We start from the raw sequence: 26,661 nt of genomic DNA on the forward strand, positions 1-26,661 counted from the left end.
GACCGAGGAGCATCCATGCACGAGTGTGCGGGCAGCGGCCGCGAACTGCCGGGAGATCCGCCGCCGGACCGGGCGGCCACCTGCCCGGTGTGCGGACGCGAAACCCCGATCGAACCGAAGCACGGAACCAGGGAGGACGGCGGGCTGTCCTTCGTCGTCGCACCCCATGACAACGTCGGCGGCTAGCCTCACCCGCCGACACAGCGGCGCCGCCGAATAGGCACATCGCGGCCGAATCGGTAAATTACTGCCCAACATCGGCCGGTGACGCTGACCCGGCGCGTGTGTCGATTGGAATCAGTGAGGCGGTGACGGTGTCGGGCGGGTTGGCTACTGCGACCTCGACTGTCCGCCGCCGCCGCGATGACCTCGACGGATTGCGCGGGGTCGCGATCGCACTGGTCGCGGTCTTCCACATCTGGTTCGGCCGCGTCTCCGGCGGGGTGGACGTCTTCCTGGTGCTGTCCGGGTACTTCTTCGGCGGCATGGTGCTCAACCGGGCACTGTCGCCCGAGGCGTCGCTGTCGCCGCTGCCGATGCTGCGACGGCTGGCGCGGCGGTTGTTACCCGCGCTGATCGTGGTGCTCGGCGGCGCCGCGGTGTTGACCGTGACGCTGCAGCCGGAGACCCGCTGGGAGTCGTTCGCCGATCAGAGCCTGGCCAGCCTCGGCTACTACCAGAACTGGTACCTCGCCGATGCGGCAGCCGACTACACCAGGGCCGGCGAGGCCGTCAGCTCGCTGCAACACCTGTGGTCGATGTCGGTGCAAGGGCAGTTCTACATCGCGATGCTGGCCGCCACGCTCGGCCTGGCGTTCGTGCTGCGCCGGCTCGTCGGCACCCATCTGAAGGCCGTGCTCGGCGTGGTGTTCGCCGCGCTGACCGTCGCGTCGTTCTGGTACGCGACCGTCGCGCACGGGCAGAACCAGGCATCGGCGTACTACGACAGCTTCGCGCGGGCCTGGGAACTGCTCGCCGGAGTGCTTGCCGCGCTCGTGTTCTCCCGACTGGTCATGCCGACGTGGCTGCGCACCGTCGCCGCGGTGGTCGGCGTCGCGGCGATCCTGTCGTGTGGCGTGCTGATCGACGGCGCACAGGAGTTCCCCGGCCCGTGGGCGTTGGTGCCTGTCGGGGCGACCCTGCTGGTGATCGCGGCAGGTGCCGGGCGGCCGGCGGCCGAATCGCCGGTGCTGCGGGCGTTGGGGTCGCGCCCGCTCGTGGTGCTCGGTGCGATGGCCTATTCGCTGTACCTGTGGCATTGGCCGCTGCTGATCTTCTGGCTGGTGCACACCGGCAAACCCCACGTCGGCGTCCTCGACGGGCTCGGCGTGCTGGCCGTGTCGCTGATCCTGGCCTACCTGACCTACCGGCTCATCGAGAATCCGCTGCGGCACGTCGACGAGCCGGCCGAGCGGGCCGTCCGGGACTGGGGCTGGATGCGCCGTCCGACGGTCGCGCTCGGATCGTCGGTGGTGCTGCTCGCCGTCGCGCTGACGGTCACGTCGTTCGGGTGGCGCGAGCATGTCGTGCTGCAGCGCGCGAGCGGCGACGAACTCGCGAAGCTTCCCGAACGCGACTATCCGGGCGCGCGTGCGCTGACCGGCCAGATGCGGGTGCCCGAACTGCCCATCCGGCCGACGGTGCTGGAAGCCGCCGACGACATCCCGGCCACCACCAAGGACGGTTGCATCAGCGATTTCGTCACCGCGGAGCTGATCAACTGCATCTACGGCGATCCGGATGCCGCCCGGACCATCGCCCTGGCCGGCGGCTCGCACGCCGAACACTGGATCACCGCGCTCGACATCCTCGGCATGCAACACGGTTTCCGGGTGGTCACCTACCTGAAGATGGGTTGCCCGCTGACCACCGAGATGGTGCCCACGATCGCGTTGTCGGACAAGGACTATCCGCAGTGTCACGAGTGGAACCAGCACGCGATGGAGAAGCTGATCACCGATCGCCCCGACTACGTGTTCACCACGACGACGCGGCCGAATGTGAGCGGGCCCGGCGATCTGGTACCGGAGAGCTACCTGGGCGTGTGGGATGCGTTGTCCAGCAACGGGATCAGCATTCTCGGCATGCGGGACACCCCGTGGCTGATCCGCAACGGCTGGCTCAAGGACCCGACGGACTGCCTGTCCCGGGGCGGCGACTCGGTGAGCTGCGGTGTGGACCGGTCCTGGGCGCTGTCGGAGATCAATCCGACGCTGGAGGCCGCGGCGGACTATCCGTTGCTGCACCCGCTGGACATGACCGACGCGGTGTGCGACGCCGAGCACTGCCGGGTCACCGAGGGCAACATCCTGGTTTACCACGACTCGCATCACCTCTCGGCGACCTATGTGCGCACGATGACCGAGGAACTCGGCCGCCAGATCGCCGCGGCCACCGGGTGGTGGTGACGCGGGCGGTCACCAGCGTCCGCGGTGAACCACCTCGTCGAACGGCCTGCGGTCGGGTTTGTTGATCGGCTTCAGCGGGCGGTCGGCCGGATAGCCGACACCGAGCAGGTATGCGACGAAATGGTCGTCCGGCACACCGAGAATCGCCCTGGCCCTGTCCTGCTCCCCCACCGACGAGTGCGCGGTGCCGATACCGAGATCGGCGGCGGTGATCGCCATCGCCATCGTGGCCTGGCCCAGGTCGTACTGGTCGACGACGCGACGGCGCTCGTCGGGCGGTTCCGGGGCCACGATCGCGATGGCCGCGGGTGCCGCCGCGATATGGCGGGCACCCTGCCACACCGTCGAGAGGTCCTGCAGTTGCGCGCGATCGGTGACGATCACGAAATCCCAGGGCTGGCGGTTCTTCGCCGACGGCGCCCGCCAGCCCGCCTCGACGATGCGGAGCAGGTCGGCCTCGGCCACCGGGTCGTCGCGGTAGGTCCGTATGTTGCGCCGGGCACGGACCGCATCCCAGGTTTGCACAGATCTCTCCTCTACAGTTCGAGCACCAGCCGCGGTGTGCGCGACCGCGATACACAGATCATCATGCAGTCGCCGGCGCTGCGCTGCGCCGCGGTCAGCACCGAGTCGCGATGCTCGGGCTCACCGTCGAGCACCACGGTCTCACAGCTGCCGCAGGTACCCTCCGCGCAGGAGTAGAGCGGGTCGACGCCGGCGTCGATGGCGACGTCGAGGATCGACCGGTCCGGAGGGACCGTCAGGGTCACGCCGGACAAGCGAAGCTCCACCTCGAACGCCTCGGACCGGACAGGTTCGGCCGCCGCCCGGGCGGTGAAACGCTCCACCTGTAGTGCACCCGACGGCCAAGCCGCACAACGCTGTTCGACCGCCACCAGCAGAGGCTCGGGGCCACAGCAGTAGACCAGCGTGCCGGGTCTCGGCGCGGCCAGCAGCGCGTCGAGATCCAGCAGACCGGTCTCGTCCTGCGGGTGCACCGACACCCGGTCGCCGTACCCCGCGAGTTCGTCGAGGAAGGCCATCGAGGCGCGCCGCCGCCCGCCGTAGACCAGCCTCCAGTCCGCACCGGCGGCCTGCGCCGCGCTGATCATCGGCAGGATCGGGGTGATGCCGATCCCGCCGGCGATGAACAGATAGGACGGTGCCTCGACCAGTTCGAAGTTGTTGCGCGGGCCCCGGATCCGCACCGGGTCGCCGACGGCGAGGCTGTCGTGCACGTACCGCGAGCCGCCGCGGCTGTCGGGGTCGCGCAGGATGCCCAGCCGCCAGGTGTCCTCGTCGTCGGCGTCGCCGCACAGCGAGTACTGCCGGGTCGGCGCACCGTCGAGGATCAGGTCGACGTGCGCACCCGGCGTCCAACGTGGCAGTGGCTGCCCGTCGGCCCTGCGCAAGGTCAGCGTGACGACGCCGTCGGCCCGCGCGGCCTTGTCCACGACCGTGACGTCGGCCTCGAACTCGGCGGGGCGGCTCACGGGGCGGACGGGGCCAGCAGCAGCTTGCCGACCGTGGACCGGGATTCCAGCGCGTCCCATGCGGCGCCTGCTTCGCTCAGTGAGAACTGGGCACCGACAACGGGATTGAGCACACCCTGGGCGGCGAGGCCGAGCAGCACCGCGGAGCGCTCGGCGACGGCCGCCGGCTCGCCGAGGTAGTCCCGGCCCGCCGCACGGGTCAAGAAGTACGAGCCCGCGACGAGGTTCGCGGCGGTGATGTCGGCTTCCCGGCCGGATGCCGCGCCGTAGAGCACCATCGCCCCGCGCGGACGCAGGGTGCCCAGCAGCGGTTCGGCGACCCCGGCACCGACGGCGTCGTAGACCACCGCGGCACCGTTGGGGGCCAGCGCCCGGACCTCACCGGTGAGGTCGTCGCTGTAGGTCAGCACCGTCGCGGCGCCGGCCCGGATGGCGGTGTCGGCCTTTTCCGGTTTCGACACCACCCCGATCACCCGCACACCCCGGGCCACCAGCAACTGGGTCAGCAGCACACCGACGCCACCCGCGGCGGCCGTGACGATCGCGGTGTCGCCGCGGCCGGCCTGCCACGCGTCCTGGCACAGGTAGTGCGCGGTGAGCCCCTGGAACAGCAGCGCGGCGGCGGTGTCGTCGGACACCGCGTCCGGCACCGCGACGAACGAGACCGCGGGGCCCGCGACGACGTCGGCATAGCTGCCGGGCACCTTCGACCATGCGACACGCTGGCCCGGTGCCAGACCGGTGACGCCTGCGCCGACCTCGTCGACCACGCCGACGCCTTCGAGGCCAGGCACCCGGTGTTCCGGCAGCGGGACACGGCCGTGGCGCTGCATCACTTCCCAGAAGTTGACGCCGGCACGGGACACCCGCACCCGCACCTGGCCTTCACCGGCGGGCGGAAGGTCGGTCTCGCGGATGCGCACGGCCCGCGTGTCGTCCAGAATCACCTGTCGCACCATGGGTTTTCCTCGATTCATTCGGGGATGCCGATGTCGAACACCGCCATCAGTTGCGCCAGGGTCCGGTAGTAACCGACCAGGGTGGTCAGCTCGATGACCGCCTCGACGCCGAGAACGTCGCGATAGCGGGCGTAGTCGTCGTCGGCCACGGCCGCACCGGAGATCAGCGTGCGGCACAGATCCGCGGCGGCCTGCTCCTGTTGATCGCGGCTGTCGAAACCCCCGGCCGACAGCTGCTCAAGTTCGTCGTCGGTGAAACCGACCGCGCGCGCCACCCGTTCGTGGGCCCACCACTCGTACTCCGAACCCATCGCGGCACCCACCAGCAGGATCGCGATCTCGCGCACCCGCGCCGTCAGCCCGGTGCGGTAACGGATCGCGGCGCCGAGCTGCTGCAGCACGTCGCCGACACCGGGGGCGTGCAGCATGATGCCGAACGGACCGGTCAGCGAACCGTCCTGCGCCACAACGGGAAAATGCTGGGTGCCTTTGAGCCGGTCACCGCCGGTGATGCCGTCGTAGACGGCGCGCTGGGCTTCGGTGAGTTCACCGGGTGTCAGATTGTGCAGCCGCCGGCTCACTGAGGACCCTGCGGATACGGGTAAGGCAGGTAGGGATACCGCGGCGTCTTGTTCACCTTGCGGCCGAACACCAACCAGCTCAACACGAATCCGAGCACTCCGCCGATCAACGCCTGCCCGTAGCGTTCCTTGACCATCGGCAGGATGAACTCCATCGGGTTCATGCTGGCCTCGCCGGCCGGCGCGGGCGTGAACGCCGGAGCCGACGGCGCGGTGCCGTTCGCCGATACCGGCGGCGCGCCCGCCGCCGGGGCCGCCGGTTGGGTCAGCAGACCGGAGATGTTGGAGACGAACTGCCCGATCAGCCGGTTGCTCACGTCGGCGATCGCGCCGCGGCCGAATTGCGCCATCCGGCCGCTGATGTCGAGGTCGGTGTCGATCAGCACCCGGGTGCGCGTCGGGCTGACCGGCTCCAGCCACGCATGCAGTTTCGCGTTCGCGGCCGCCTGCCCTTTGGGATCCTTGCCCGACGCCGAGATCACCGCGCTGTAGGTGGCGTCGTCCTTCTGCAGGAACCGCGCTGTCCCGCGGAAGTGCGCGCCGATCGGACCGACCTTGATCTTGACGTTGCCGAGGAAGTCCTCCCCGTCCACGCCGTCCAGGGCGGCCCCCGGCATGCAGGGCATGATCCGTTCCAGATCGGTGAGCAGATTCCAGGTCTGGTCCAGGTCGGCGTCGATCTCGAACTGGTTCTTCAGCTGCATTGCCATTGGGGGCCTTCCTGATCGGTCCGGGGCTGGGCTCAGCCCGCGAAACCCTCGATGACTTCGTCCTCGCCGCAGTCGAAGAACGCCATGATGCGGCACGGGCAGGCCTCGCCGCCCTCGATCTTCCACGGGAACGCACCGATGATGGCGCGCTGGTTCAGCACCGTCTTGAGGTCGCCGCCGACGTTCTCGGCATGGATGCAGCCGTCCTGGAACGCCAGGTGGTGCATCGGGAAGATGTCGGACTTGACCTCGCGACCCGACAGGTGATGGGTGTATTCGTACTCACCGCCGAAGAACTCCGAGTACGTCATGCCGACGTGCTCTTCGAACTTCTTCAGCAGATCCGGGCGCATGTTGCGGATCGTGGTGTTCATCGGGTGATCGCCCGAGCCGGCATCGATTCCCCACCAACGGATCTCCATCTCGGCCATCCAGCGGGCCAGTCGCACACTGCCGCCCGGGTGCATGGTGAAGTAGCGCACCAGATCCTGCTTCGGCATGCCCTGGTAGTAGTCGATCCAGCCGGTGTGGATGATCAGGATGTCACCCTTTTTCACCTCGACCTTGGAGGTGATGTGCTCGGGCTCGATCAGATCCCAGTCGCTGACCACGTCCGAGACGTCCACGATCGCACCCGGATGGATCAGGTAGTCCAGCGGCAGCGAGGCCATGTCGAGACCGCCGTCGGTGCCGTGCATCGGGCCGTCGAGGTGGGTGCCGGAGTGCAGCGAGGCCTCGATGCGCTGCGAGACGATCTGGTTGGTCTGCAGGTTCTGGGTGTAGTACATCTTGTTGCCCGGATAGCCCACCCAGCCCGGGGTGTGCAGGCCCCACGGATGGGTCAGATCGACGATGCGCATGTATTTCTCCGCTCAAACCGAATCAACTGTATTGAAGTTGATTCTATGTCACTGAAATTGATTTCGCCAGACGACGCACCAGATCCGGCCGGATCGGCACCGACACAATGGAATCCGGTATCCGCAGGGCGTCGTCGACGGCCGACGCGATCGCGGCGCCGACGGCCGTGGTGCCGCCCTCGCCGGCGCCCTTGACCCCGAGCGGGTTGATCGGGCTCGGCGCGTCCTCGGTGATCAACGTCTCGACGTCGGGCACCTCGAGCAGTGTCGGGATCAGATAGTCCATGAACGTGGTGCACTGCGGGGTGCCGTCCTCGCCGTACAGGAACTCCTCGTAGACCGCTCCCCCGAGCCCCTGGGCGACGCCTCCGGCGATCTGGCCTTCCACCAGAGTCGGATTCAGCGCGCGACCGACGTCGTAACCGACGATGAACCGTTCCACGGCCAGGTTGCCGGTGCCGCGGTCGATCGACACCACCGCGGCGTGCAGGCCGTACGGGTAGGTCATGTGGTCGGACCGGAACCAGCCGTCGGCCGACAGCCCCGGGTCCTCCTTCATCTCGCCCGCGTTGACGGGTTCGAGCAGCCGGGCGACCTCGCCGAAGGTCAGTACCCGCGACGGGTCCGACACGACGGCGACCGCGCCGTCGGCGATGTCGACCTCTTCCGTGCTGACCTTGAAGTGGTGGGCGGCCACCCGGATGGCCTTGTCGGCCAGAGCGTCTGCGGCATGTTTGGCCGCCGATCCGGCCATCACCGCCAGCCGCGTCGCGAACGCTCCCCGACCGTACTCGAACTGGTCGGTGCGGCCCCGGACCACCCGGATCGTGTCGTGCGGGATCCGCAGCCTCTCGGCGACCACCTGCGCGAGCACGGTGTCGACCCCCTGCCCCACCGAGGACGCGCCGCAGCTGATGGTGACCTTGCCGCTGACGTCGACCGAGACGCGGGCGCCCTCGAACGGACCGATACCGCTCTTCTCGACGAAGAACCCGAATCCGAAGCCGACGAGTTCCCCTGCCGCGCGCCGCTTCTCGACATCGGCGCGGATGCCTGCGAAATCGAACTCCGTTGCCACCTTGTCCAGCAGCAGCTCGTAGTCGCCCGAATCGTGCACCAGGTGGGTGCCCATCGCCTGGATGGGACGTTCGTAGGGCATCTGCGCCGCCGGGATGAAGTTGCTGCGGCGCATCTCGGCGGGGTCGAGCCCGAGCTCCCTGCAGATCTTGTCGACCAGACGTTCGCGGGCGAACGTGCCCTCGTACCGACCCGGCGACCGGTAGGTGCCCGCCGGCGTCTTGTGTGTCAGGCGCACGTGCGCGGTGGCCCGGAAGTGCGGGATCACGTACGGCCCGGGCAGCATCGACGCGGTCAGCGACGCGACGGTGGCACCGTGGGTGCGCACGTAGGCGCCCTGGTCGAGGATGAAGTCGGCCTCCATGGCCTCGATCCACCCGTCCGAGACCCGCACCAGGGCACGCAGCCGATGGTGCTGTCCCCGTGAGTGATTGGTGGCGACGAGATGTTCCTGACGGTCCTCGATCCACTTGACCGGCCTGCGCAATCGCATCGCCGCGACGGCGACCAGCACGTCCTCGGGATAGAGCTCGCCGCGGGGGCCGAACCCGCCGCCGACGTGGGTCTCGCGGACCACCACCTGATGCGGCGGCAGCCCGGTGATCGCCGCGATGGCCTCGCGGTTCCAGAACGGCACCTTCGCCGCGCCGTCGATGACCAGCTGCTGGTCGGCGTCGTCGAACCGGGCCACCAGACCTCGGCATTCCATCGGCACACCCGTGTGCCGCCCGATTCGCGCGTCCATCTCGACGATGCGGTGTGTGCCCGCCGCGACCAGCGCCGCCGCGGCCGCGAACGCGGCGTCCACGTCGCCGTACTCCTCGACGAAACACGTCGCCTCGGAATCCTGTTCGCCCAGTTGCGCGCCCGTTCCCGCGGCCCAGCTGGCCTGCTCGCCGTCGACCCAGGTGATCGGGTCCAGATCCGCGTCGATGCGCGCGGGCAGCGCCTCGATGTCGAGTTCGACGAGCTCGGCGGCGTCCTCGGCCAGGTACGCCGAGGTGGCGAACACCACCGCGACCGGTTCGCCGACGTAACGCACGAACCGCCGGGCCAGCACGGGCTGGCGGTACGGCAGCAGTTCGTCGCGCGGGGTGAGCCGGAACGCGATCGCGGGCAGGCCGGAGATGTCCTCGTGTGACCACGCCGCGACGACCCCGTCGAGCAGCAGCGCCGCGGACACGTCGACCGACACGATGCGGCCGTGCGCGATCGGCGATCTCACCACCCGCATGTGCAGTTCGCCGCTGTGGCTGGTGTCGGCCGCGAACCGGCCCGCCCCGCGGAGCAGCACCGGATCCTCGATGCGCCTGGCGCGGGCCCCGATCATGCGGAGGTCTCGGCGTCGGCCGGTTCGTCACCGCGCATCGCGCGCTGCGCGCACAGCGTGGACTTGAGGATGTTCTGGTATCCGGTGCAGCGGCACAGGTTCGACGACAGCACGTCGCGCAACTCGTCCTCGCCCGCGTCGGGGTGCTCCTCCAGGTAGCCGGCGATCAGGGTCAGGAATCCCGGTGTGCAGAAACCACATTGGAGCCCGTGGTTGTCCCAGAACGCCTGCTGCACCGGATGCAGGGCGGTGTCGTCGGGGGCCAGTCCCTCGACGGTGCGGATCGAGGCACCCTCGGCCTGCACCGCGAACATCAGGCACGCGCGGATCGGCTGGCCGTCCAGCAGCACGGTGCACGCACCGCACACGCCGTGCTCGCAGCCCAGGTGGGTACCGGTCAGGCCGCAGTCGTCGCGCAGCGCATCGGCCAGCGTCCGGCGCGGTTCGACGTCGATGTCGTAGCGGTCGCCGTTGACGTAGAGGCGAAGTGACGTCATGTGCTCTCCTACTGCTGGGGCGCCGGGACGGCAGCATCGGACGGATGGGGCGCCGGTCGGATGTCGCGACCCTCTCGGATCGCCGACCGGATCCGGTGCGGGGTCGCGGGCAGGTGGAACACCCCGACACCGAGCGGACTCAGGGCGTCGCTGATCGCGTTCGCGATGGCGGCAGGCGCACCGATGGTGCCGCCCTCGCCGACGCCCTTGGCCCCGGTCAGCGACGCCGGGGACAGCGTGTACAGATGGGAGATCTCGATGTCGGGGACCTCGGCGGCCGTCGGCGGCAGGAAGTCCATCAGCGAGGTCGTCACCAGCACGCCGCGGTCGTCGTAGATCAGTTCCTCGAACAGTGCGTTGGCGATGCCCTGGACCACGCCGCCGTGGATCTGCCCGTCGACGATCGCCGGGTTGATCAACCTGCCGGCATCCTCGGCGACGAGGAACCGGGTGACCCGGACCTGACCGGTCTGCGGGTCGACCTCGACCTCGGCGACGTGACACGCGTTGGCGAAGGTGCCCGACGGGTCGTAGGTGCCGACCGCTTCGAGCGCGGGCTGGCCCTTGTCCGGGATCAGATGGCTGGAATGGTAGGTGTCGCGGGCGATCACGGCGAGCTCGACCGCCTCCGTGCCGCCGCGCAGCCGCGCCGTCCCGTCCTCCAGCACGATGTCGTCGGGCAGGCCGCCGAGCCGGTCGGCTGCCAGCCCGCGGATGCGTTCGGCGAGTTCGCGCGCCGCGATCAGCGACGCGCCTCCGGCGATCACCATCGCCCGGCTCGCGTAGCTGCCCCAACCGTACGGGGTCGCGTCGGTATCGCTGGCGATCACCCTGACCTGGTCCGGGCGCATCCCGAGCTCGTCGCAGACCACCTGCGCCAGTGTCGTTTTCAACCCCTGTCCGTGCGGCGATGCGCCGATGCGCAGGGTGAGGCCGCCGGACGGGTCCATGTTCAGGATGACGCGTTCGAAGCCGGGAGTGATGACCGGCGCCGGTTTGGTCGGGTCCAGGCCGAACGGCTGCGAGCGCGCCGCGAAGGCGGGTGTGCCGTAGCCGGTGCGTTCGGCGAAGCAGGAGAACCCGATTCCGAGATAGCGACCCTGCCTACGGGCCTGTTCCTGCCGCACCGCGAAATCGTCGAGGTCGGCCAGGCGCGCCGCCTCGGCGAGCGTCTCGCGGTGCGACGCCGCGTCGAGGACCAGCCCGGTCGGGGCGCGGTGCGGAAACTCCGAGATCAGGTTCTTGTCCCGGATCTCGACCCGGTCGATGCCGAGGTGCGCCGCGGCGCGGTCCATCAGCCGTTCCATGGCCAGCACCTGCATCGGCCGCGACACGCCGCGGTATGGGGCGATCGGGCATTTGTTGGTGGCGACGGCGCGCGAGCGCACGTCGTACTCGGCCACCTTGTACGGTCCGGGCAGTTCGGCCAGTGCCATCAGCGGCTCCACCGCCCAGGTCACCGGGTAGCAGCAGTAGGCTCCGACGTCGCAGATGAGATCGCCACGCAGGGCCAGCAATTCACCGTCGGCGGTGAAGGCGCCCTCGATGTCGTAGACCTGTTCGCGACTGTGCCAGGCCGCCAGGAAGTTCTCCTCCCTGGTCTCGATCCAGGCCAGGTCGCGGCGCAGCGTGCGGGCCGCCCACACCAGCGCGACGTCCTCGCGGGCCAGCGTCATCTTCGCGCCGAATCCGCCGCCGACGTCGGGCGCGACCACCCGCAGATCGTCTTCGGCCATTCCGACGCAGTCGGCGATGCCGGTGCGCGTGATGTGCGGCATCTGCAGCGTCGAATGCAGGGTGATGCGACCGTCGGCGCGGTCATAGGCCGCGTGCGACGCCCTGGCCTCCAGCGGCATCGCGCTCTGCCGTCCGGAGCTGACCCGCACCGGCACGATCGCGTCGGCGCGGGTGAACGCCTCCGCTGCGCCGGGTGTGGTGACGCGGCCGTCGACCATCGTGTTCGGTGCGTTCTGGTGATCGGCGGGTACCGAATCGTGCACCAGCGGTGCGCCTTCGGCCAGCGCGTCGGGCGCCGACAGGACCGCGGGCAGCGGCTCGATGTCGACGTCGACGAGTTCGGCGGCGTCCTCGGCGGCGGCATCGCTGTCGGCGACCACGAACGCGACCGGCTCGCCGACGAAGCGGACGACGTCGGTGGCCAGAATCGGGGTACCGACCGCGACGAAGTCGGGGCGGTGCAGCGCGGCCTCGATGGGCGCGACGTCCGCGAGGTCGCGGCCGGTGAACACCGTGACGCCAGGCGGTGCGGTGATCGACAGGATGCGGCCCGAGGCCACGGTGCTGCGGACAAAGCGCACATAGGCGCAACCGGCGTTGCGGGACGCGATGTCGGCGACGTAGGTACCCCAGCCGCGCACGATGGCGGGATCCTCCAGCCGCGGCAGGGCCCGCCCGGTCCAGGTGCCCGGTTCGGTGGGGGCGGCCATCATGCCCCGACCGTCGTCGCCTCGCCGAGTGCGCGCGGGAGCAGCGCACGCACCAGATCGCGGCGATACGCGGCATCGCCGTGCGTGTCGCTCGGCGGGTCCACCTCCTCGGCGGCGGCGTCGGCGGCCGCCACCAGCGCCTCCTCGGTCAGCGGCCGGCCCAGCAGCGTGCGTTCCGCCGCCTCGCTGCGGAACGGCACCTCACTGACCCCGCCCAGGCTGACCCGGGCCTCGGTCACCACGTCGTCGACGACACGGACTGCCGCGGTCGCGGTCACGACACCGAAATCGCCTGCCCGCCTGGCAAATTCGGCGATTCCCGTGCGCCAGGTGTCATCGAGGGCGGGCAGCGACACCGACAGCAGGATCTCGTCGGGTTCCAGCGCGGTGGTGAAGATCGACTGGAAGAAGTCGGCGGCGGCGATGGTGCGTTGTCCGCGCGCCAGGCTCACCGCGGTCATCTCGGCGTCCAGCAGCGACGCGACCAGACACCACTCGGACGCCGCGTCGCAGTGCGCGATGGAGCCGCCGAACGTGCCGCGGGTGCGGATCGGCAGGTGCCCGACATGCGCGGCCGCCCGCCGCAGCAGCGAGCCCAGCGGGCCGGGCACCGCGTTGTTCTGGACCTTGATGTGCCGGGTCCGCGTCGAGATCACCACACGGTCGCCGACGGTCTCGATTCCGTCGAGCCCGGGCACCCGGTTGATGTCGACCAGCTGCGCGGGGCTGGCCAACCGGAAATTCATCATCGGCACCAGGCTCTGCCCGCCGGCGAGCACCTTGGCGTCGTCGGGATCGGCGGCCAGGATGCCCAGTGCCTCTTCCAGATCCGTCGGCGCGTGGTAGGTGAAGGACCGCGGTTTCACCAGGCATCCCCTCCGTAGTTCAGGGCGTAGACGTCAGTACGCCGGTCGTCGCGGGGACGGATCCGCTCGCCGCGCACTCGCGCGGCACGGACCGCCTCGATGTCGATGACGGCGGTCGCCGAATCCGCCGCGGTACGCGACAGCGGACCGGTGAGCAGTTCACCGTAGGCGTCACAGGCCACCGAGCCGCCGAGGGTGGCGGGCCCACCGCGTGCGGCACCGGCCACCTGGGACACCGCGACCACCGCGACCTGGTCGAGATTCGCTTGCGCGAGAACCGAATCCACGTGTCTGGTGCCACCTGTCACCGGTACGGTGCGGTCGAAGCCGCCGACCCACGCCGCCGGTGCCAGCACCAGGTCCGCGCCGCGCAGCGACAGCGCGCGCAACACCTCGACGAAGCGCAGGTCGTAGCAGATGCACACCCCGATGCGCCCGAAGGCCGTGTCCGCCACCGGAAGTCCGAGATCACCCGGGGTGTAGACATCCTTCTCCCGGTCGAACAGATGGAGCTTGCGGTAGTGCAGCACCGGCCCCGATCCGTCGACGACCACGACGGTGTTGTACAGCTCCGTGCCCGCCCGTTCGCAGAACCCGTAGGTCACCAAACCGTCGAATTCGCCTGCCAGACCGATGAACTGGGCCGCAGTGGGACCGTCGAGCGGTTCGGCGACCTCGGCGGCGAGGTCTCGGTCGACGACGTAGCCGCTGATCGCGAGTTCCGGAAGCACCACCAGATCGGCGCCGCCGGTGAACGCGGCGCGCGCCCGGTTCAGCGCGGTGCCACGATTGCCCTCGACGGCGCCGACGGCGACATCGATCTGTTCGAGCGCGACCGTGAGCGAGCCCTGCTCACGCCGTGAGTGCGTCCGTCGATCCGTCACACGGCGAGCGTAACATTCAATACAGTCGAAGTCATTAAGTGGAGTTGAAAGTCACGTCAGTTGTCGTCGAGGTTCACCCACACCGCGACCGCGGGCTCGTCGCCGGTGTTGGCGATGCGGTGCGGGCGATCCGACGAATAGGCGATGACGTCGCCGGGCTCCAGCACATGGCTCTGCCCGTCGAGCTCGACCGTGAGCTGCCCGGAGATCAGCACGCCGAACTCGCGTCCGTCGTGATGGGTGGCCGACGGCCCGCTGGCGCCGCCGATGTCGTACTGGTTGATCGCCAACTCCAGCCCTGCCGCGGCGTCGTTGTGGGCGACGCGGCGTGTGGTCCCCTCGCCCATCCGCACCACGGTCTGCTCGGACAACCGGGTCACCGGCGACCCGTCGGCGCCGTCCTTGTGGGCGAACAGGTCGTACATGTGCACGCCGAGCGCCGACGCGACCGCGACGAGGGTGCCCACCGACGCGGTGGACACGCCGCGCTCCAGCATGCTCAGCATCGAGACGCTGACCCCGGTGCGTTCGGCGACGTCGCGCAGCGTCAACTGCTGGCGCAACCGCATCGCACGGATCCGCGCCCCGACGAGCAGCATCGTCTGCTCGGCGGCGTCGGAATCACGCTCGGGCGCTGCCGCGCCCGCCGCGGCACCGTTCCCGTTGTGCTTGACCGGCCGGTCGGATTTGCCCGCCGGTTTGTCCGACTTCCCCGCTTTTCGCACGCCGGGGTTCCCCGCGGCGCTGCGCCTGCCGGCCGGTGCAGCGGATCGAGAAGGAGTCATGGGCTCTCCGATGGGCTTCGTGGCGAGAACGGGCGGTTTCAGCGTGTTTCAGCGTACGTGAAAGAGCCGGTATTGCCTGCAAGTCACGCAGGCAAAATACGGAAAAATTCCGTCGCCGGGCCCCGCCTCAGGCGGGTTTCGCCGCGAGACCAGCCCGAATTCGGGCCCGCGAACGGGCCCGACCGGCTCACGCGCCGTACGGCCCGAACGCCTCGACCTTGGCCAGCGAAGCCAGCCGCTGCCGGTACAACAGGCTGGCGGCATCGGGAACCTTGATATGTAGTTCCTCACGCAAGGATTCGGGGAGCTTCTCCGGCCGCTGACTCTCCACGATGGTGCGGTCCTGCTCCATGATCGTGGTGGTGAAATCACCGAACTTGCTGTCCGGCTCGTCGTGAGAGTGGTTACGCGCGATCACGACGAAGAGCTCGGTCGTCGATTCGGTCATCGGCAGCGTGAACTGCGTGATGACGGTTTCCCGCCCGGTGCCGATCTCGATCTTCTTGAGATGGATGGTGAACGGCACCACCAACGTGTACTCGTAGCGGACCTTCTGCGTGCCGCCCGCCCCGTAGAGATCGCTCGGCTCTTCCTGTTCGAGCCAGTAATGCAGTCCGTTGTCGCGCTTCTCGACCGTGTACGGGGCGATCTCCGCGGTCTCCTCGGTGCCCAGCAGGCCCTCGTGCACGTAGGGGAAGTGGGAGAAGTCCATGAAGTTCTCGACCGCGCGCGCCGCGGAGGTCTTCCACACCTCTCGGTAGGACAGGAAGTACTTCCACGACGGGGTGTCGACATCGTCGGGGAACGCCGGAAACTCGGCGCGCGGCTCGTCCATCGCCACCCAGACCAGACCGTACTTCTCCTGCACCCGATAGGCCTTCGCGCGGGCCGTCGACGGGATCGGTGCATCGGCCGGGCGCGACGGGATCCGCACACACGCCCCCGAGCGGTCGTATTGCCAGCCGTGGTACGGGCACACCAGCGTGCCGTTGCGGACCCAGCCGAGCGACAGGGCCGCGCCGCGATGGACGCAGAGATCGCGGAATGCCGCGACACCGCCTTCATCGCGGAAGGCGACGACGTAGTCGTCGAGCAGGGTGAAACGCTTCGGCTGGTCGGTGATGTCGTCGACGGTGGCGATCGGGTGCCAGAAGCCGGCGAGCGCGGACTGTGACATGGACTGAACTCCTGTGGGCGAGAGAAGGGGTGGGCCGGGTCATCGCGCGGCCGGAACGCGGCCGCCGCCCGGTATCAACCGCCAATCGCCGCCGTCGACCAGACCCCGGCGGAACAGCGCGGAACGCGGGACACCCTGCATCACTTCACCTCCGGCAGAACACCGAATCAGCAGTGTCGAGTTTCAGTGTGGTTACAGCTGAGCTGCAGCTAGGGGGTGAAACACCCCCAATACTTCAACGAGTTTGAAGTTTATGCCAGCGGCCGGGGGCTCGCAAGCTATCCGAAGCGCAATTCACCGAGCCCGCGCACGATCGCGTACCCGGTCGGCGCAGGCCGGTCGGGACCGTAGCGGTCCAGCAGCACCGCCGGGAGTCCCGCGGCCCGCGCCCCCTCGATGTCGTTGACCAGCGAATCCCCCACCATCAGGCACTGTCCGGTGCTGACACCCATTGCACGACAGGAGAACTCGAACGCGCGGGGATCGGGTTTGGCGCCGGGCAGCTCCGACGACGCGAACACCGGCAGTGCGAAGCCGGCCAGCGTGGTGGCCTCGACCTTGCGTCGCTGGTCACGGGCGTCGCCGTTGGTCAGGATCCCGACCCGTAGACCGGCCTCCAGCGCACGGCTCACCGCGTGCTCGGCGTCGGGGAACGGACGCCACGCCGCCCGGTAGAAGCCCCAGTACGCCTCGAACAGCGCGTCGGCGGCGCCGTCGGTCAGCTCGCGCGGGCTCAGCAGTGCCCGCACCCTGGCCCGCCGCTGTTCAGTCCTGCTGAGCTGCCCGCGCTGATACATGTCGTAGTACTGCCACTCGAGTACCTGCCAGGTCGTGACCAGCTCGCCGTAGGGCATCGCGAGCCCAGCGTGAACGCCCCACGCGCGCAAGGCGTCCGCGGCCGCACCGCGATGGTCGAGCAGGGTGTCGTCGAGGTCGAACAGAACCGCCTGCAGTCCGGGGTCGCCCCCGCTCATCTCTCCGACGCCAGCGCCAGGAACGGGGCCAGCGCGTCGGGGTCCTGCAGGGCCTCGCGACTGACGGCCTTCTCGGGGTCGACGCCGGAGAGGATCTTCTTCACCGGCACCTCGCACTTCTTACCGCTGAGGGTTTTCGGCACCGCGGTGATCTCGATGAACCGGTCCGGTACATGCCTCGGAGACAGTTCCCGCCGCAGCGCGGTCCGCAGCGCCGGCTCGACGGCCTGCAGCGCCGCGTCGGCGGCGAGCACCACGAAGCACAGCAGTTCGCCCTCGGACTCGTCGCCGAGTTCGGTCGTGTCGATCACCAGCGAGTCCGCGACCTCGGCGAAACCCTCGACCACCGCGTAGAAGTCGGCGGTCCCCATCCGTACCCCGCCGCGGTTGAGAGTCGAGTCGGAGCGGCCCTGGATCACGTACGAGCCGCGCTCTGTGGCGATCACCCAGTCCCCGTGCCGCCAGTATCCCGGATAGTCCTCGAAGTACGCCGCGCGCAGCCGCTCGCCGTCGGGGTCGTTCCAGAACATCACCGGCATCGACGGCATCGGCTGGGTCAGCACCAGCTCCCCCACCTCACCGTGCAGATCGGCGCCGTTCTCGTCGAAGGAGCGCACGTCGGCGCCGAGCGCGGCACAGGACAGCTCGCCCAGCCACACCGGCACGGTCGGCGCCGCACCGAGGAACGCGGTGCACACATCGGTCCCGCCCGAGATCGAGGAGATCTGGACGTGTTCCCCGACGTGTTCGGCGATCCACCGGAACCCGTTGACCGACAACGGGGAACCGGTCGAGCCGAGCGCCCGCATGGCCGACAGGTCGAAGTCGCGGCGTGGGCTGATCCCGGCATCCATGCATGCGTGGACGAACGGCGCCGACACCCCGAACAGGCGCACCTTGTGCTTCTCGGCCAGCGCCCACAGCACCGTCATGTCCGGGTGGCCGGGGTTGCCGTCGTAGAGCACGATCGTCGCGCCGACCAGCAGTCCGCCGACGAGGAAGTTCCACATCATCCAGCCGGTGGTGGTGAACCAGAAGAACCGGTCGCCGGGTCCCAGATCATTCTGCAGACGCAGCGCCTTGAGGTGCTCGACCACGATTCCGCCATGCCCCTGGACGATGCCCTTGGGCAGGCCTGTGGTGCCCGACGAGTACAGCACCCACAGCGGGTGGTCGAACGGCACCGGATCGAACTCCAGCGCGCCCGCCGCGGCGGTGAAATCCGCCCAGCTCGTCGCCCCGGCCAGTTCGGCGGCGGGGTCGAGGTAGGGCACCAGCACCGTGGTGCGCACCGTCGGCAGTTGCTCACGCAACGCGTCAAGCCGGTCCCGGATGTCGAACCTCTTGCCGCCGTAGCAGTAACCGTCCACGGCGAGCAGCACCGCGGGTTCGATCTGGGCGAACCGGTCGAGAACCGCACGCGCGCCGAAGTCCGGCGAGCACGACGACCAGATCGCGCCGAGGGAAGCCGCCGCCAGGAACATCACCAGCGTCTCGACACAGTTCGGCGCCAGCGCCACCACCCGGTCCCCGCGGCCGACGCCTGCGGCGATCAGGCCGGCGCGGGCCCGCCCGACCAGATCGCGCAGTTCGCCGTAGCTGACCGTGCGTTCGACTCCGTCCTCGCGGGAGAACTCGACGGCGGTGTCGAAGTCGTGCCGGCCCGGCGCGTCGGTCAACGCGTGCTCGGCGTAGTTGAGGGTGGCCCCGGGGAACCACTGCGCCCCGGGCATCTCCGTGCCGCCGAGGGCGCGCTGCGGCGCATCGTGGAACACGACCTCGCAGAAGCCGGCGACCGCGGACCAGAAACCCTCCGGATCACGCACCGACCATGCGTGCAACGCGCCGTAATCCAACTCGTCGGTGATCTGGGTGTCACGGCACATGTTGGCCCACCGGGTGAAGCGGACCAGCGCGGTGTCGCGCACCGTGTCAGGGTCGGGACGCCAGAGCACCGCAGGTTCCGATCCGGGAGTGCTGGACGAGTCCATGGGGGCGTTCTCCTTCATGGCCGGGCGCGGTCGCAGTAAGTGCTATGAAACAGGATTCAATCTAGATGAACTGATGCGGCCCCCGGTAGCACCGAACTGCCCGGCTCCGGCGAAGCTCGGCGTGACAATGCCGCGGTGCGGTGGCACGCCGCGCGGTTTCCGCGCGCGACCGCTCCCGCCGGCACCGGCACACCGTCCACCAAGGCACACTGACCTTTTCGACGTGGGCCCCTCGGCGAGGTGGTGCCGGCGCGGACGGCGAACACAGTGAAGTTCAGCACTCCAGAAACTTATTTGATCCTATTGAAACCGATGTTACGCTTACGCCGTGGCTGAACAGCAGAGTGCACCTGCGGGAATGAGGGTCATCACCCGCGAGCAATGGGGTCCCGACCAGGGCTTACTCGTCGGCGGAACGTGGCGCGAGATCGTCGGTCCGCGCGCGGGCGCCGAATGCCGGGGCCTCTATGACGTCCAGTTCGTCGAGGACGGCGAAACCACGCAGCTCACGCACACCTCCGAGGCCGCGTATTACGTCGTCGGTGGCGTCGGCGCCGTCATCCATGGCAGCGACAGCAGTTCCCAGGACCTCGTCGAGGGATCCATGGTGCACGTGCGCCCGGGAACCCCGTACCGCTTGAGCGGGCTGGCAGGCACGCGGATCGTCGGCGGACCGTGCCCGTCCGGGTCGCCGATCACCGGCGCACCGGTCGTCGCGTCCGAGTCGGCGGAGGTGTGGCCCGAGATCTCGGTGCATCATCGCGACTCCCCCGGCCTGCTGGTGCCGTTCATCTCCCAGGACGCCCGCCTGGTGGTGTGGCTCGGGATCGGCGCCGTGGCGGCCAACATGAACTACGTCGTGCTGCAGCCCGGCGAGCGCAACAGGGAACACGTGCACGCCTACTCCGAGGACACCATCCACATCCTGGAGGGCCACGGCACCGCCGAGAACGTCACCACCGGAGAGAAACTGCAGTTCGGGCCCGGCGACACCATCCACATCGAGATCGGCTTCTGGCATGCGGTGGCCGCTGACCGCGGCGAGCGGGTGGTCAGTGTGGGCGGGCCGTGCCCGGCCGACGTCGACATGCTGCGCGCCGCGGGTGTCGATGTGGACGGGATCGAATTGCCGCCGGGGACATCACTTCCGGCGCCCGGCCTGGCACGGTAGGCGGCAGCCGAGTACAGCCCGCGTACGACACGTTAGGGCCGCCCGTCGAATTCCGACGGGCGGCCCTTTCGTTGTCGGGGTACCGGCTCAGTGCGCGACGCCGAAGAACAGCTCCTCGAGTGCACCTTCTTCGAGCAGCGCACTCGCATCGACGGCGGGTGCGAGTGTGCCGTCGGACATGAAGTGCACCCGGTCGACCGCGGGCAGGCAGATCCGGGGGTGCTCCTCGATGATCCAGAGCACGCCCGCTCCACGATCACGCAGCCGCTGGATGTCGGCGATACGCTCGCGCACGATCAGCGGTGCGAGCCCGGTGGTCGGCTCGTCGAGCATCAGTAGCGACGGCGAGCTCACCAGCGCGCAGGCGATCGCGAGCATCTGCCGCTCACCGCCGGACAGCGTCGCCGCCGCCTGCTTGATGCGCTCGTTGAGCCGGGGGAACTGCGCCAGCACCTCTTTGGTGGTCGCGCGTGCCTCGGACAGACTTCCGCGACACGACACCTGCAGGTTCTCCTGCACGGAGAGCTCGGGAAACACGTTGCCCTGCTGGGGAACATAGCCGATACCGAGATCGGCGATGTGGTTCTGCGGCACCGACGCGAGGTCCTTGCCGTCGAATCGCAGGGTGCCGCCCATCACCGGCAGCGACCGGGCGATGCACTTCATCAGCGAGGACTTGCCGGCACCGTTGGGCCCGACGATCGCGACGATTTCGCCCGCCGCGACCCGCAGCGTCGCGTCGCGGACCACCGTCAGCGGGCCGTACCCGGTACTCAATCCGTCCGTTTCAAGCAACATCGGATTCCTCCGCTCCGCCGAGATAGATACGTTTGACGTTGGGATCGCTGCCGATCTGCTCGGGGGTGCCCGACGCGATCACCGCACCGGTCTCCAGCACGTGCACCTTGGCGGCCAGTTCCAGCACGAAGCTCAGATTGTGATCGATGACCAGGACGCCGATGCCGCGTGCCGCGATCCCCCGGATGATTCCGGACAGCACCTCGATCTGGTTGACCGTCATCGCGGCGGCCGGCTCGTCGAGCAGCAGCATGCGCGGTGCGAGCGCGAGCTGACGCAGGATCTCGACGAGTTTGGCGTCTCCCGGCGAAAGATCGCTCATCGCACGGTCTCCGAGGTGCGCGGCGTCGGCCTGCTCGAGTTGAGCCCAGGCCGCGTCGTGTGCCTCCCGGCGACGCTTGCGGTCTTTCGTCCAGCTCACGAACGGCGACCAGGGGTGATCCAGCGCGTTTCCGGTCAGCGCCAGCGCGACGTTCTCGACCACCGTCATCGAGGCGAAGCCGACCGGTGTCTGGAACGTACGGACCAGTCCCGCGCGCGCGACCTTGTGGGCGGGCAGGCCGGTCAGCTCGGTGCCGCCGAACACGACCCGCCCGGTGTAGGGCGTGCCGAACCCCGAGATCACGTTGAACAGGGTGGTCTTGCCCGCGCCGTTGGGTCCGATCAGCGCGGTGATCTCCGCGCTTGAGATCGTGATGTCGACGTCGCGCAGCGCCTGGACACCACCGAAGGTCTTGTTGACACCGATGACCTGAAGGTCAGGCGTTTTGGTCATTCGCACTCCCGGTCAGAATCGGTGTGAACACTGCGGCCGCGTCGGCCCGTACTGCGGCCGGAGCGGGACCCGGTCTGGTGTGGCGCCGCCGCAGCCGCGCGAATGTCCCGCCCTCGCTGAGCAATCCGTCGGGACGCCAGCGCAGGACCGCGATCAGCAGCAGACCCACCAGCAGCGGGTGCGCCGCCGCGTGCAGATTGGACAGCTCCGGCGGCACACTGACCAGCCGGACCATCTCGCTGGCGCCGGTCAGCAGCAGCGCGCCGACGATGGGACCGAACCGGCTGCCCAGCCCGCCGATGACCAATCCGGCCCACAGGGTGAACGTCAGGTGCGAACTGAACACCGACGGCACCAGGGCGCCCAGGATCCACGAGTAGGCCGGACCGACGAACAGCCCGCACATCAGGCCCACGGTCGCGTAGGTGGACAGCCGCAGCGACTTGATGTTCTTGCCCATCGCCATCGCCAGCGGCTCGTTGTCCCGCGCGGCGCGCAGGGTCGCGCCGTAGGACGACGTGGCGATCCTGGAGCAGATCAACCAGACCACCGCGGTCAGCAACACCGTGATCGCCAGGCGCACATAGGGATAGCCGTCGATGGTGAACTCGAACTCGAACGGCCTGACGATCGTCGTGAGGCCGAATGTGCCGCCGGTGATGTCGCGCCGGATGACGATGATCTGGCGCAGGATCTCCGCGAACGCGAAGGTGGTGATCAGGAAGTACTCACCGCGCAGCCGCAGTGCGGGCCAGCCGATCACGATCGCGATCGCGGCGGTGATGAGCCCCGCGCCGAGCATGCCCAGCGGCCACGCCAGCCCGAGCCCGGGCACCAGCGCATCCGGCGAGGTGGTCAGCAGCACGTAGGAGTACGCGCCGACCCCGATCAGCCCGGCGATGCCGAGATCCCACATACCGCCCCAGGCGGCTTCGAGGTTCAGCAGTTGGGCGGCCATCGCGAACACAAAGGCCAGGGTCGCGATGGTGACGAGAAACTCGATCGAGATCATGCCGCCGCCTCCTTACGGGACTGGAACGAGAACAGGCCCTGCGGGCGGATCAGCAGCACGCCGATCAGGATCGCGAACGCGACGATCGGCCGGTAGGCGGTGTCGATGACCAGCGAGCTCATGTCCATCACGATGCCGAGCACCAGTGCGGCGGCGATGACGCCGAGGATGTTGCCGGTGCCGCCGAGCACGGCGGCGGCAAGGACCAGAAGGATGTAGCCCCAACCGGATTCGGTGGACACCGAGCCGAGGATGCCGGTCATGATGCCGGCGACGGCGGCCAGCGCACCGGAGATCGCCCACACGGTGGTACTCACCCGGCCGATCGCCACGCCCCGGATCTGGGCCAGTTCCCGGTTGGACGCCACCGCGCGGATGTCGCGGCCCACCCCCGTGCGGCCGAGCAGTAGCCAGAGCCCGCCGATCACGACGACGGCCACCATCAGCATCACGATCTCGCCGGGCGCGACGTTGAACGGCCCGACCTGGCGCGCGGCGCCGAGTTCGATCGAGAAGACCCGGAGGTCGGTGCCGAACACGGCGATCATCAGGCCGTACGTGACGAACGCCAGACCCACCGAGGTGAACAGCAGGACGTTCCCGCCCCGGTGCTTCACCGGGTCGAAGAACACCTTGCCCGATACGACGGCCAGTGCGGAGGTGATCGCGATCGCCGCCGCGATGCCGCCGACGACCCCGAGGGCTTCGCCGAGCGCGACCGCGAGCAGGGCGCCGAGGGCCATGAACTGTCCGTGCGCGATGTGCAGGAAGCGCTCGGTGTTGCGCAGCAGCGCGAAGCCCGATGTCGCCACCGCCAGCATGCTGCCGGTCAGTAACCCAAATAGCAGGTTGTCCAACGAATTACCTTTCCAAGGGTGGACGGAGCCGGGGCGGTTGGGGGTGGGGGCACCGCCCCGGCGCCGTGGTCATTCTGGGCGCAGCGCCGGATCGACCTCGACCTGCTCACCCGGCGTCCAAACGCCGTCCTTGACCTTCAGGACCGCGAGGATCGGCGACTCCAGGTTGCCGAACTCGTTCATGTCGAGAGTGCTTGAGGCGCCGTCGAAGTCGATGTCCTCACCGTTGGCGAGAGCTTCCTTGCCCTCGGCGAACGAGTACACCTTCTTGCCCGGTGCGCTGGCCACGTCGACGATGCGGGCGGCCACGTCGGCACCGTTGGTGCTCTGTGCGGCCTCCATGGCCAGCGCGAACAGCACGTACTGGTCGTAGTTGTTCGCGTCGTACATGCCGGGTTCCGGGTCTCCGCCGGTCGCGGCGCGGAACCGCTCCGCGTAGGACTTGTAGGCAGGGCTGTCGACGTCGAACGCCGTCAGCGCGGCGGTGAGCTGCCCGGCGTTGGGCAGTGCGGCGACCTCGTCGGTGATCAGATCCGGTGAGACATAGATCGGGATGTCGTAGCCGCGCCGGTTGATCTCACGCAGGATCGGGATTCCCGCCTCCACGCCGGCAGCCAGATACAGTGCGTCCGGCTGAGATTCGAGCGCCTTGGCCACCTCGCTGTTGTACGACGAGGCGCCCGGTTCGATGGTCACCGCGTTCACGGTGCCGCCGGCCTTCTCGAAGGCCTCGGTCGCGACTTCGGCGGGGCCGGAGGCGCCTTCGGTGTTCTGCACGATCATCGCGAGCTTCTTGACCCCCGCATCGCGCGCCACCTGGGCGACGATGATGCCGGCGTCGCTGTCGGACGCGGTGACACGGAAGGAGAACTTGCCGCCGCGCTCGTCGAGGAAGGTGGTGCCGCAGGAGGAGCAGATGTTGGGCAGTTGGCGCTGCTGGATCTGGTCGAAGAGCGCGACCTGCCCGTCCGATTCGAGGCTGCCCATGACCATGGCCTTGTCGACGGTGGTCAGCTTCGAAAAGCCGGCGACGGCTCCGTCGACGGTCGAGCGGTTGTCCTCGGTGACGAGCACGACCTTGCGGTCCATCACGCCGCCCGCGTCGTTGATCTCGTCGACGGCGATCTTCGCGGCAGAGATCGCCGGCGGGGTGAACGGCGCGTAGTCGCCCGTGACACCGATGAGCTGCCCGAAGACGATGTCACCGCTGGAGGATCCGCCGGAGGACTGGCTACCGCGGTCGTCTCCGTCGGCGCAGGAAGTCAGGACGAGGCTCAACGCGGCCCCGACTCCGATGACGCGACAGCAAGATTTCAACTTCACTTCATGACCTCCGACGCTGGTTCGTGGAACACGGCTGGACCGAACGGGGCCCGCTGTGATGTTGCTGAGCGTACAATGTGATTGAAACTCGCGCAGGATTTCGAGCATCAATCGAACCGAGAAAAACGCGACCTGCACACCCGCAACTTCAAGCCGGTTGAAAGAATAGGTCAGTGTGACGCAGATCGCAAGGCTCCCCGCCCGGCGCGTCGGCCAGCCGTTTTAGCAGGTCGCAGACACCCACCGAACATCGAACGCCACGCATTCGCGGCGTGCACGGGCGGGCATCGCCACGCGGCGAACCGTGCGCGCCCAACTTCATCCGAACTGAAATGGTTACACATTTTTTACGTCAGAGCGGACGTCCCGGCCGCTTCGGCATGACCGGGGTGCCTCGTCGGACATCCGCAACTCGCCCGGTCAGCGACCCACGGATCCCGATACCGGTGGAATCGACTGGAAACAGCTGTCAAAGCAGCGTCGAATCTCGTCCCGCCGTTTTCTCCCGCAGGGGTGACACGGTCGGTCGCACCACACCCGCAACCGTGCCGACCGGTCCGGGACTTCGGTTGCCGACCGGGATGACCCACAACGCCGGACCGGCTGGTGGATTGAGTCGCACTGAAGGTAGTGCGGCCGTCTGTCACCGGCTACTGCGCCGGACGGCCGACACCGGCCGCCCGGGGCCGTCAGGCCGGACGAGTGGCCCGCGGCGGCGTGCCGGATGGATCCGAGTCCCGGGTCGGCGGGTAGCAGGACTGCACTCCCACTGAAGGCGCCTTGTGTCTGGCTGCGGGGGCATCGACATCAGTCCTATTGAATCTTGTCGGCGGGATCGCAGCGCAGAAGTGTCCGTGAAACCTCGCCCGCGCCTTCGCCCGGACACGGCGACAGCGCCAGAGCTTCTCAGCTACAGTGAAACTCTGCTAGATAAATTCAGCCTCGGTAAACAGCGCGGGAGACATATGAGCGTGCCTGACGAGAGCGCGTTCCTCGACATCCAGACCGCCTCGGAAATGACGAACCGTCGCCTGGGTGCCGAGATCCGGCGTATCCGGATGGAATCGGGTCTCACGCTCGTGGACATCGCAGCGGCGACCGGTTTGAGCGCATCGATGTTGTCGATGCTCGAACGGGGCAAGACCGGCGTGTCCGTCGGTTCGCTCGTCGCGGTGGCCTCGGCACTCGACGTGGCAATCGGAGACCTCTTCCATCCCGCCAAAGGTCCGGAGCTGTCGCTCGTTCGCTATGCCGATCAACAGGAACTCACCCTCGGGCCCGGGGTCACCCGGCGGGTGATCCAGCGCAGCAGAAAGCACGGCCTCGAAGTGGCGGCGTTGAAGCTCGCGGTCGGAGCGCACACCGGCACGGAACTCGTCCGGCACGAGGGCCAGGAGATCGTGGTGGTCCAAGCCGGGCGCCTGACCGTCCAGAGTGGCACCGCGCGCCACGACCTGGACGCCGGCGATTCGATCCGGCTCGACGCCGACTGCCCGCATCGGTTCGCCAACGATGGCGCCGAACCCGCGGAGGCGCTGTTGATCGCGCAGGTGTCGGTATCGAACAGTCACGGCCACTGACCGCCGGATGCCGGTCGGGCCAACCCGTTTCATTCAGTGGAGAGGTATGAGATGACTCAGACAGTGCGTGGTGTGATTTCGCGGGCCAAGGGCCAGCCGGTCGAGG

24 protein-coding genes are annotated in these 26,661 nt (G+C 68.7%); 4 read left to right on the forward strand and 20 right to left on the reverse strand.

Going from position 1 to position 26,661, the window contains the following annotated elements; all coding sequences use genetic code 11:
• Nucleotides 1–15: 15 nt before the first annotated feature.
• The gene (locus BST38_RS29450; protein ID WP_165761633.1) at nt 16–186 is read left to right on the forward strand and encodes a hypothetical protein; all 171 of its coding nucleotides are present in this window, start codon (nt 16–18) and stop codon (nt 184–186) included.
• Between the two features lie 140 nt (nt 187–326).
• Nucleotides 327–2,408: an acyltransferase family protein gene (locus tag BST38_RS23515; protein WP_237160897.1), complete on the forward strand. Its 2,082-nt coding sequence runs from the start codon at nt 327–329 to the stop codon at nt 2,406–2,408.
• Between the two features lie 9 nt (nt 2,409–2,417).
• Here the strand turns inward: BST38_RS23515 and BST38_RS23520 are convergent, their stop codons facing one another.
• From BST38_RS23520 to BST38_RS23590, 15 genes are all read right to left on the reverse strand, one after another.
• Nucleotides 2,418–2,933: a nitroreductase family protein gene (locus BST38_RS23520; protein ID WP_083145902.1), complete on the reverse strand. Its 516-nt coding sequence runs from the start codon at nt 2,931–2,933 to the stop codon at nt 2,418–2,420.
• 11 nt (nt 2,934–2,944) lie between these two features.
• Complete coding sequence (locus BST38_RS23525) at nt 2,945–3,901, reverse strand: PDR/VanB family oxidoreductase (RefSeq protein ID WP_237160898.1); 957 nt, start codon at nt 3,899–3,901, stop codon at nt 2,945–2,947.
• Nucleotides 3,898–4,860 carry a zinc-binding dehydrogenase gene (locus tag BST38_RS23530; protein WP_165761635.1) on the reverse strand — a complete coding sequence of 321 codons (963 nt, stop codon included), beginning with the start codon at nt 4,858–4,860 and terminating at the stop codon, nt 3,898–3,900. The genes BST38_RS23525 and BST38_RS23530 overlap by 4 nt, the downstream gene beginning before the upstream one ends.
• A gap of 14 nt (nt 4,861–4,874) precedes the next feature.
• Entirely contained in the window at nt 4,875–5,441 is a 567-nt protein-coding gene (locus BST38_RS23535) for a carboxymuconolactone decarboxylase family protein (protein WP_083145905.1), read from the reverse strand.
• On the reverse strand, nt 5,438–6,151 hold the full coding sequence (locus tag BST38_RS23540; protein WP_083145906.1) for an SRPBCC family protein: 714 nt from the start codon (nt 6,149–6,151) through the stop codon (nt 5,438–5,440). Before BST38_RS23540 ends, BST38_RS23535 begins: the two co-directional genes overlap by 4 nt.
• A 32-nt stretch (nt 6,152–6,183) precedes the next feature.
• Nucleotides 6,184–7,011, reverse strand: a complete 828-nt coding sequence (locus BST38_RS23545) for a cyclase family protein (RefSeq protein ID WP_083145907.1) — start codon at nt 7,009–7,011, stop codon at nt 6,184–6,186.
• A 43-nt stretch (nt 7,012–7,054) separates the two neighbouring features.
• The gene (locus BST38_RS23550; RefSeq protein ID WP_083145908.1) at nt 7,055–9,418 is read right to left on the reverse strand and encodes a xanthine dehydrogenase family protein molybdopterin-binding subunit; all 2,364 of its coding nucleotides are present in this window, start codon (nt 9,416–9,418) and stop codon (nt 7,055–7,057) included.
• On the reverse strand, nt 9,415–9,915 hold the full coding sequence (locus BST38_RS23555; protein WP_083145909.1) for a (2Fe-2S)-binding protein: 501 nt from the start codon (nt 9,913–9,915) through the stop codon (nt 9,415–9,417). Before BST38_RS23555 ends, BST38_RS23550 begins: the two co-directional genes overlap by 4 nt.
• An 8-nt stretch (nt 9,916–9,923) precedes the next feature.
• On the reverse strand, nt 9,924–12,365 hold the full coding sequence (locus BST38_RS23560) for a xanthine dehydrogenase family protein molybdopterin-binding subunit (RefSeq protein WP_083145910.1): 2,442 nt from the start codon (nt 12,363–12,365) through the stop codon (nt 9,924–9,926).
• On the reverse strand, nt 12,362–13,228 hold the full coding sequence (locus BST38_RS23565; RefSeq protein WP_083145911.1) for an FAD binding domain-containing protein: 867 nt from the start codon (nt 13,226–13,228) through the stop codon (nt 12,362–12,364). The genes BST38_RS23560 and BST38_RS23565 overlap by 4 nt, the downstream gene beginning before the upstream one ends.
• Nucleotides 13,225–14,112 (reverse strand): nitrilase-related carbon-nitrogen hydrolase, encoded by an 888-nt coding sequence (locus BST38_RS23570; RefSeq protein WP_165761636.1) that lies wholly within the window; start codon nt 14,110–14,112, stop codon nt 13,225–13,227. Before BST38_RS23570 ends, BST38_RS23565 begins: the two co-directional genes overlap by 4 nt.
• Before the next feature lie 56 nt (nt 14,113–14,168).
• Complete coding sequence (locus BST38_RS23575; RefSeq protein WP_165761637.1) at nt 14,169–14,837, reverse strand: cupin domain-containing protein; 669 nt, start codon at nt 14,835–14,837, stop codon at nt 14,169–14,171.
• Nucleotides 14,838–15,084: 247 nt separating this feature from the next.
• Nucleotides 15,085–16,074, reverse strand: coding sequence for an aromatic ring-hydroxylating dioxygenase subunit alpha (locus BST38_RS23580; RefSeq protein ID WP_083145914.1), 990 nt, complete (start codon nt 16,072–16,074; stop codon nt 15,085–15,087).
• A gap of 278 nt (nt 16,075–16,352) precedes the next feature.
• Nucleotides 16,353–17,048 (reverse strand): HAD family hydrolase, encoded by a 696-nt coding sequence (locus BST38_RS23585; protein ID WP_083145915.1) that lies wholly within the window; start codon nt 17,046–17,048, stop codon nt 16,353–16,355.
• Nucleotides 17,045–19,039, reverse strand: a complete 1,995-nt coding sequence (locus BST38_RS23590; RefSeq protein WP_083145929.1) for an acetoacetate--CoA ligase — start codon at nt 19,037–19,039, stop codon at nt 17,045–17,047. The genes BST38_RS23585 and BST38_RS23590 overlap by 4 nt, the downstream gene beginning before the upstream one ends.
• A gap of 328 nt (nt 19,040–19,367) precedes the next feature.
• Between BST38_RS23590 and BST38_RS23595 the strand changes: the two genes are divergently transcribed.
• On the forward strand, nt 19,368–20,210 hold the full coding sequence (locus BST38_RS23595) for a cupin domain-containing protein (RefSeq protein ID WP_133057257.1): 843 nt from the start codon (nt 19,368–19,370) through the stop codon (nt 20,208–20,210).
• Between the two features lie 87 nt (nt 20,211–20,297).
• Here the strand turns inward: BST38_RS23595 and BST38_RS23600 are convergent, their stop codons facing one another.
• From BST38_RS23600 to BST38_RS23620, 5 genes are all read right to left on the reverse strand, one after another.
• Nucleotides 20,298–21,008, reverse strand: coding sequence for an ABC transporter ATP-binding protein (locus BST38_RS23600; RefSeq protein ID WP_083145917.1), 711 nt, complete (start codon nt 21,006–21,008; stop codon nt 20,298–20,300).
• Entirely contained in the window at nt 20,998–21,783 is a 786-nt protein-coding gene (locus tag BST38_RS23605; protein WP_083145930.1) for an ABC transporter ATP-binding protein, read from the reverse strand. The genes BST38_RS23600 and BST38_RS23605 overlap by 11 nt, the downstream gene beginning before the upstream one ends.
• Nucleotides 21,767–22,795: a branched-chain amino acid ABC transporter permease gene (locus BST38_RS23610; RefSeq protein ID WP_083145918.1), complete on the reverse strand. Its 1,029-nt coding sequence runs from the start codon at nt 22,793–22,795 to the stop codon at nt 21,767–21,769. Before BST38_RS23610 ends, BST38_RS23605 begins: the two co-directional genes overlap by 17 nt.
• Nucleotides 22,792–23,652, reverse strand: coding sequence for a branched-chain amino acid ABC transporter permease (locus BST38_RS23615; RefSeq protein WP_133057258.1), 861 nt, complete (start codon nt 23,650–23,652; stop codon nt 22,792–22,794). Before BST38_RS23615 ends, BST38_RS23610 begins: the two co-directional genes overlap by 4 nt.
• A 69-nt stretch (nt 23,653–23,721) precedes the next feature.
• The gene (locus BST38_RS23620; protein ID WP_165761638.1) at nt 23,722–24,975 is read right to left on the reverse strand and encodes an ABC transporter substrate-binding protein; all 1,254 of its coding nucleotides are present in this window, start codon (nt 24,973–24,975) and stop codon (nt 23,722–23,724) included.
• A gap of 854 nt (nt 24,976–25,829) precedes the next feature.
• Here BST38_RS23620 and BST38_RS23625 point away from each other — a divergent pair.
• On the forward strand, nt 25,830–26,555 hold the full coding sequence (locus BST38_RS23625; protein ID WP_133057259.1) for a helix-turn-helix domain-containing protein: 726 nt from the start codon (nt 25,830–25,832) through the stop codon (nt 26,553–26,555).
• Nucleotides 26,556–26,661 lie beyond the last annotated feature (106 nt).

This window comes from Mycolicibacterium parafortuitum, assembly GCF_002086815.1.
GTDB classification, from domain to species: domain Bacteria; phylum Actinomycetota; class Actinomycetes; order Mycobacteriales; family Mycobacteriaceae; genus Mycobacterium; species Mycobacterium parafortuitum.

Excerpts from the sequence above, each read along its gene's own strand:
- BST38_RS29450 (WP_165761633.1), top strand. The coding sequence starts at position 16 with ATGCACGAGTGTGCGGGCAGCGGCCGCGAACTGCCGGGAGATCCGCCG.
- BST38_RS23530 (WP_165761635.1), bottom strand. The coding sequence starts at position 4,860 with ATGGTGCGACAGGTGATTCTGGACGACACGCGGGCCGTGCGCATCCGC.
- BST38_RS23540 (WP_083145906.1), bottom strand. The coding sequence starts at position 6,151 with ATGGCAATGCAGCTGAAGAACCAGTTCGAGATCGACGCCGACCTGGAC.
- BST38_RS23545 (WP_083145907.1), bottom strand. The coding sequence starts at position 7,011 with ATGCGCATCGTCGATCTGACCCATCCGTGGGGCCTGCACACCCCGGGC.
- BST38_RS23550 (WP_083145908.1), bottom strand. The coding sequence starts at position 9,418 with ATGATCGGGGCCCGCGCCAGGCGCATCGAGGATCCGGTGCTGCTCCGC.
- BST38_RS23555 (WP_083145909.1), bottom strand. The coding sequence starts at position 9,915 with ATGACGTCACTTCGCCTCTACGTCAACGGCGACCGCTACGACATCGAC.
- BST38_RS23560 (WP_083145910.1), bottom strand. The coding sequence starts at position 12,365 with ATGATGGCCGCCCCCACCGAACCGGGCACCTGGACCGGGCGGGCCCTG.
- BST38_RS23580 (WP_083145914.1), bottom strand. The coding sequence starts at position 16,074 with ATGTCACAGTCCGCGCTCGCCGGCTTCTGGCACCCGATCGCCACCGTC.
- BST38_RS23585 (WP_083145915.1), bottom strand. The coding sequence starts at position 17,048 with ATGAGCGGGGGCGACCCCGGACTGCAGGCGGTTCTGTTCGACCTCGAC.
- BST38_RS23590 (WP_083145929.1), bottom strand. The coding sequence starts at position 19,039 with ATGGACTCGTCCAGCACTCCCGGATCGGAACCTGCGGTGCTCTGGCGT.
- BST38_RS23600 (WP_083145917.1), bottom strand. The coding sequence starts at position 21,008 with ATGTTGCTTGAAACGGACGGATTGAGTACCGGGTACGGCCCGCTGACG.
- BST38_RS23605 (WP_083145930.1), bottom strand. The coding sequence starts at position 21,783 with ATGACCAAAACGCCTGACCTTCAGGTCATCGGTGTCAACAAGACCTTC.
- BST38_RS23610 (WP_083145918.1), bottom strand. The coding sequence starts at position 22,795 with ATGATCTCGATCGAGTTTCTCGTCACCATCGCGACCCTGGCCTTTGTG.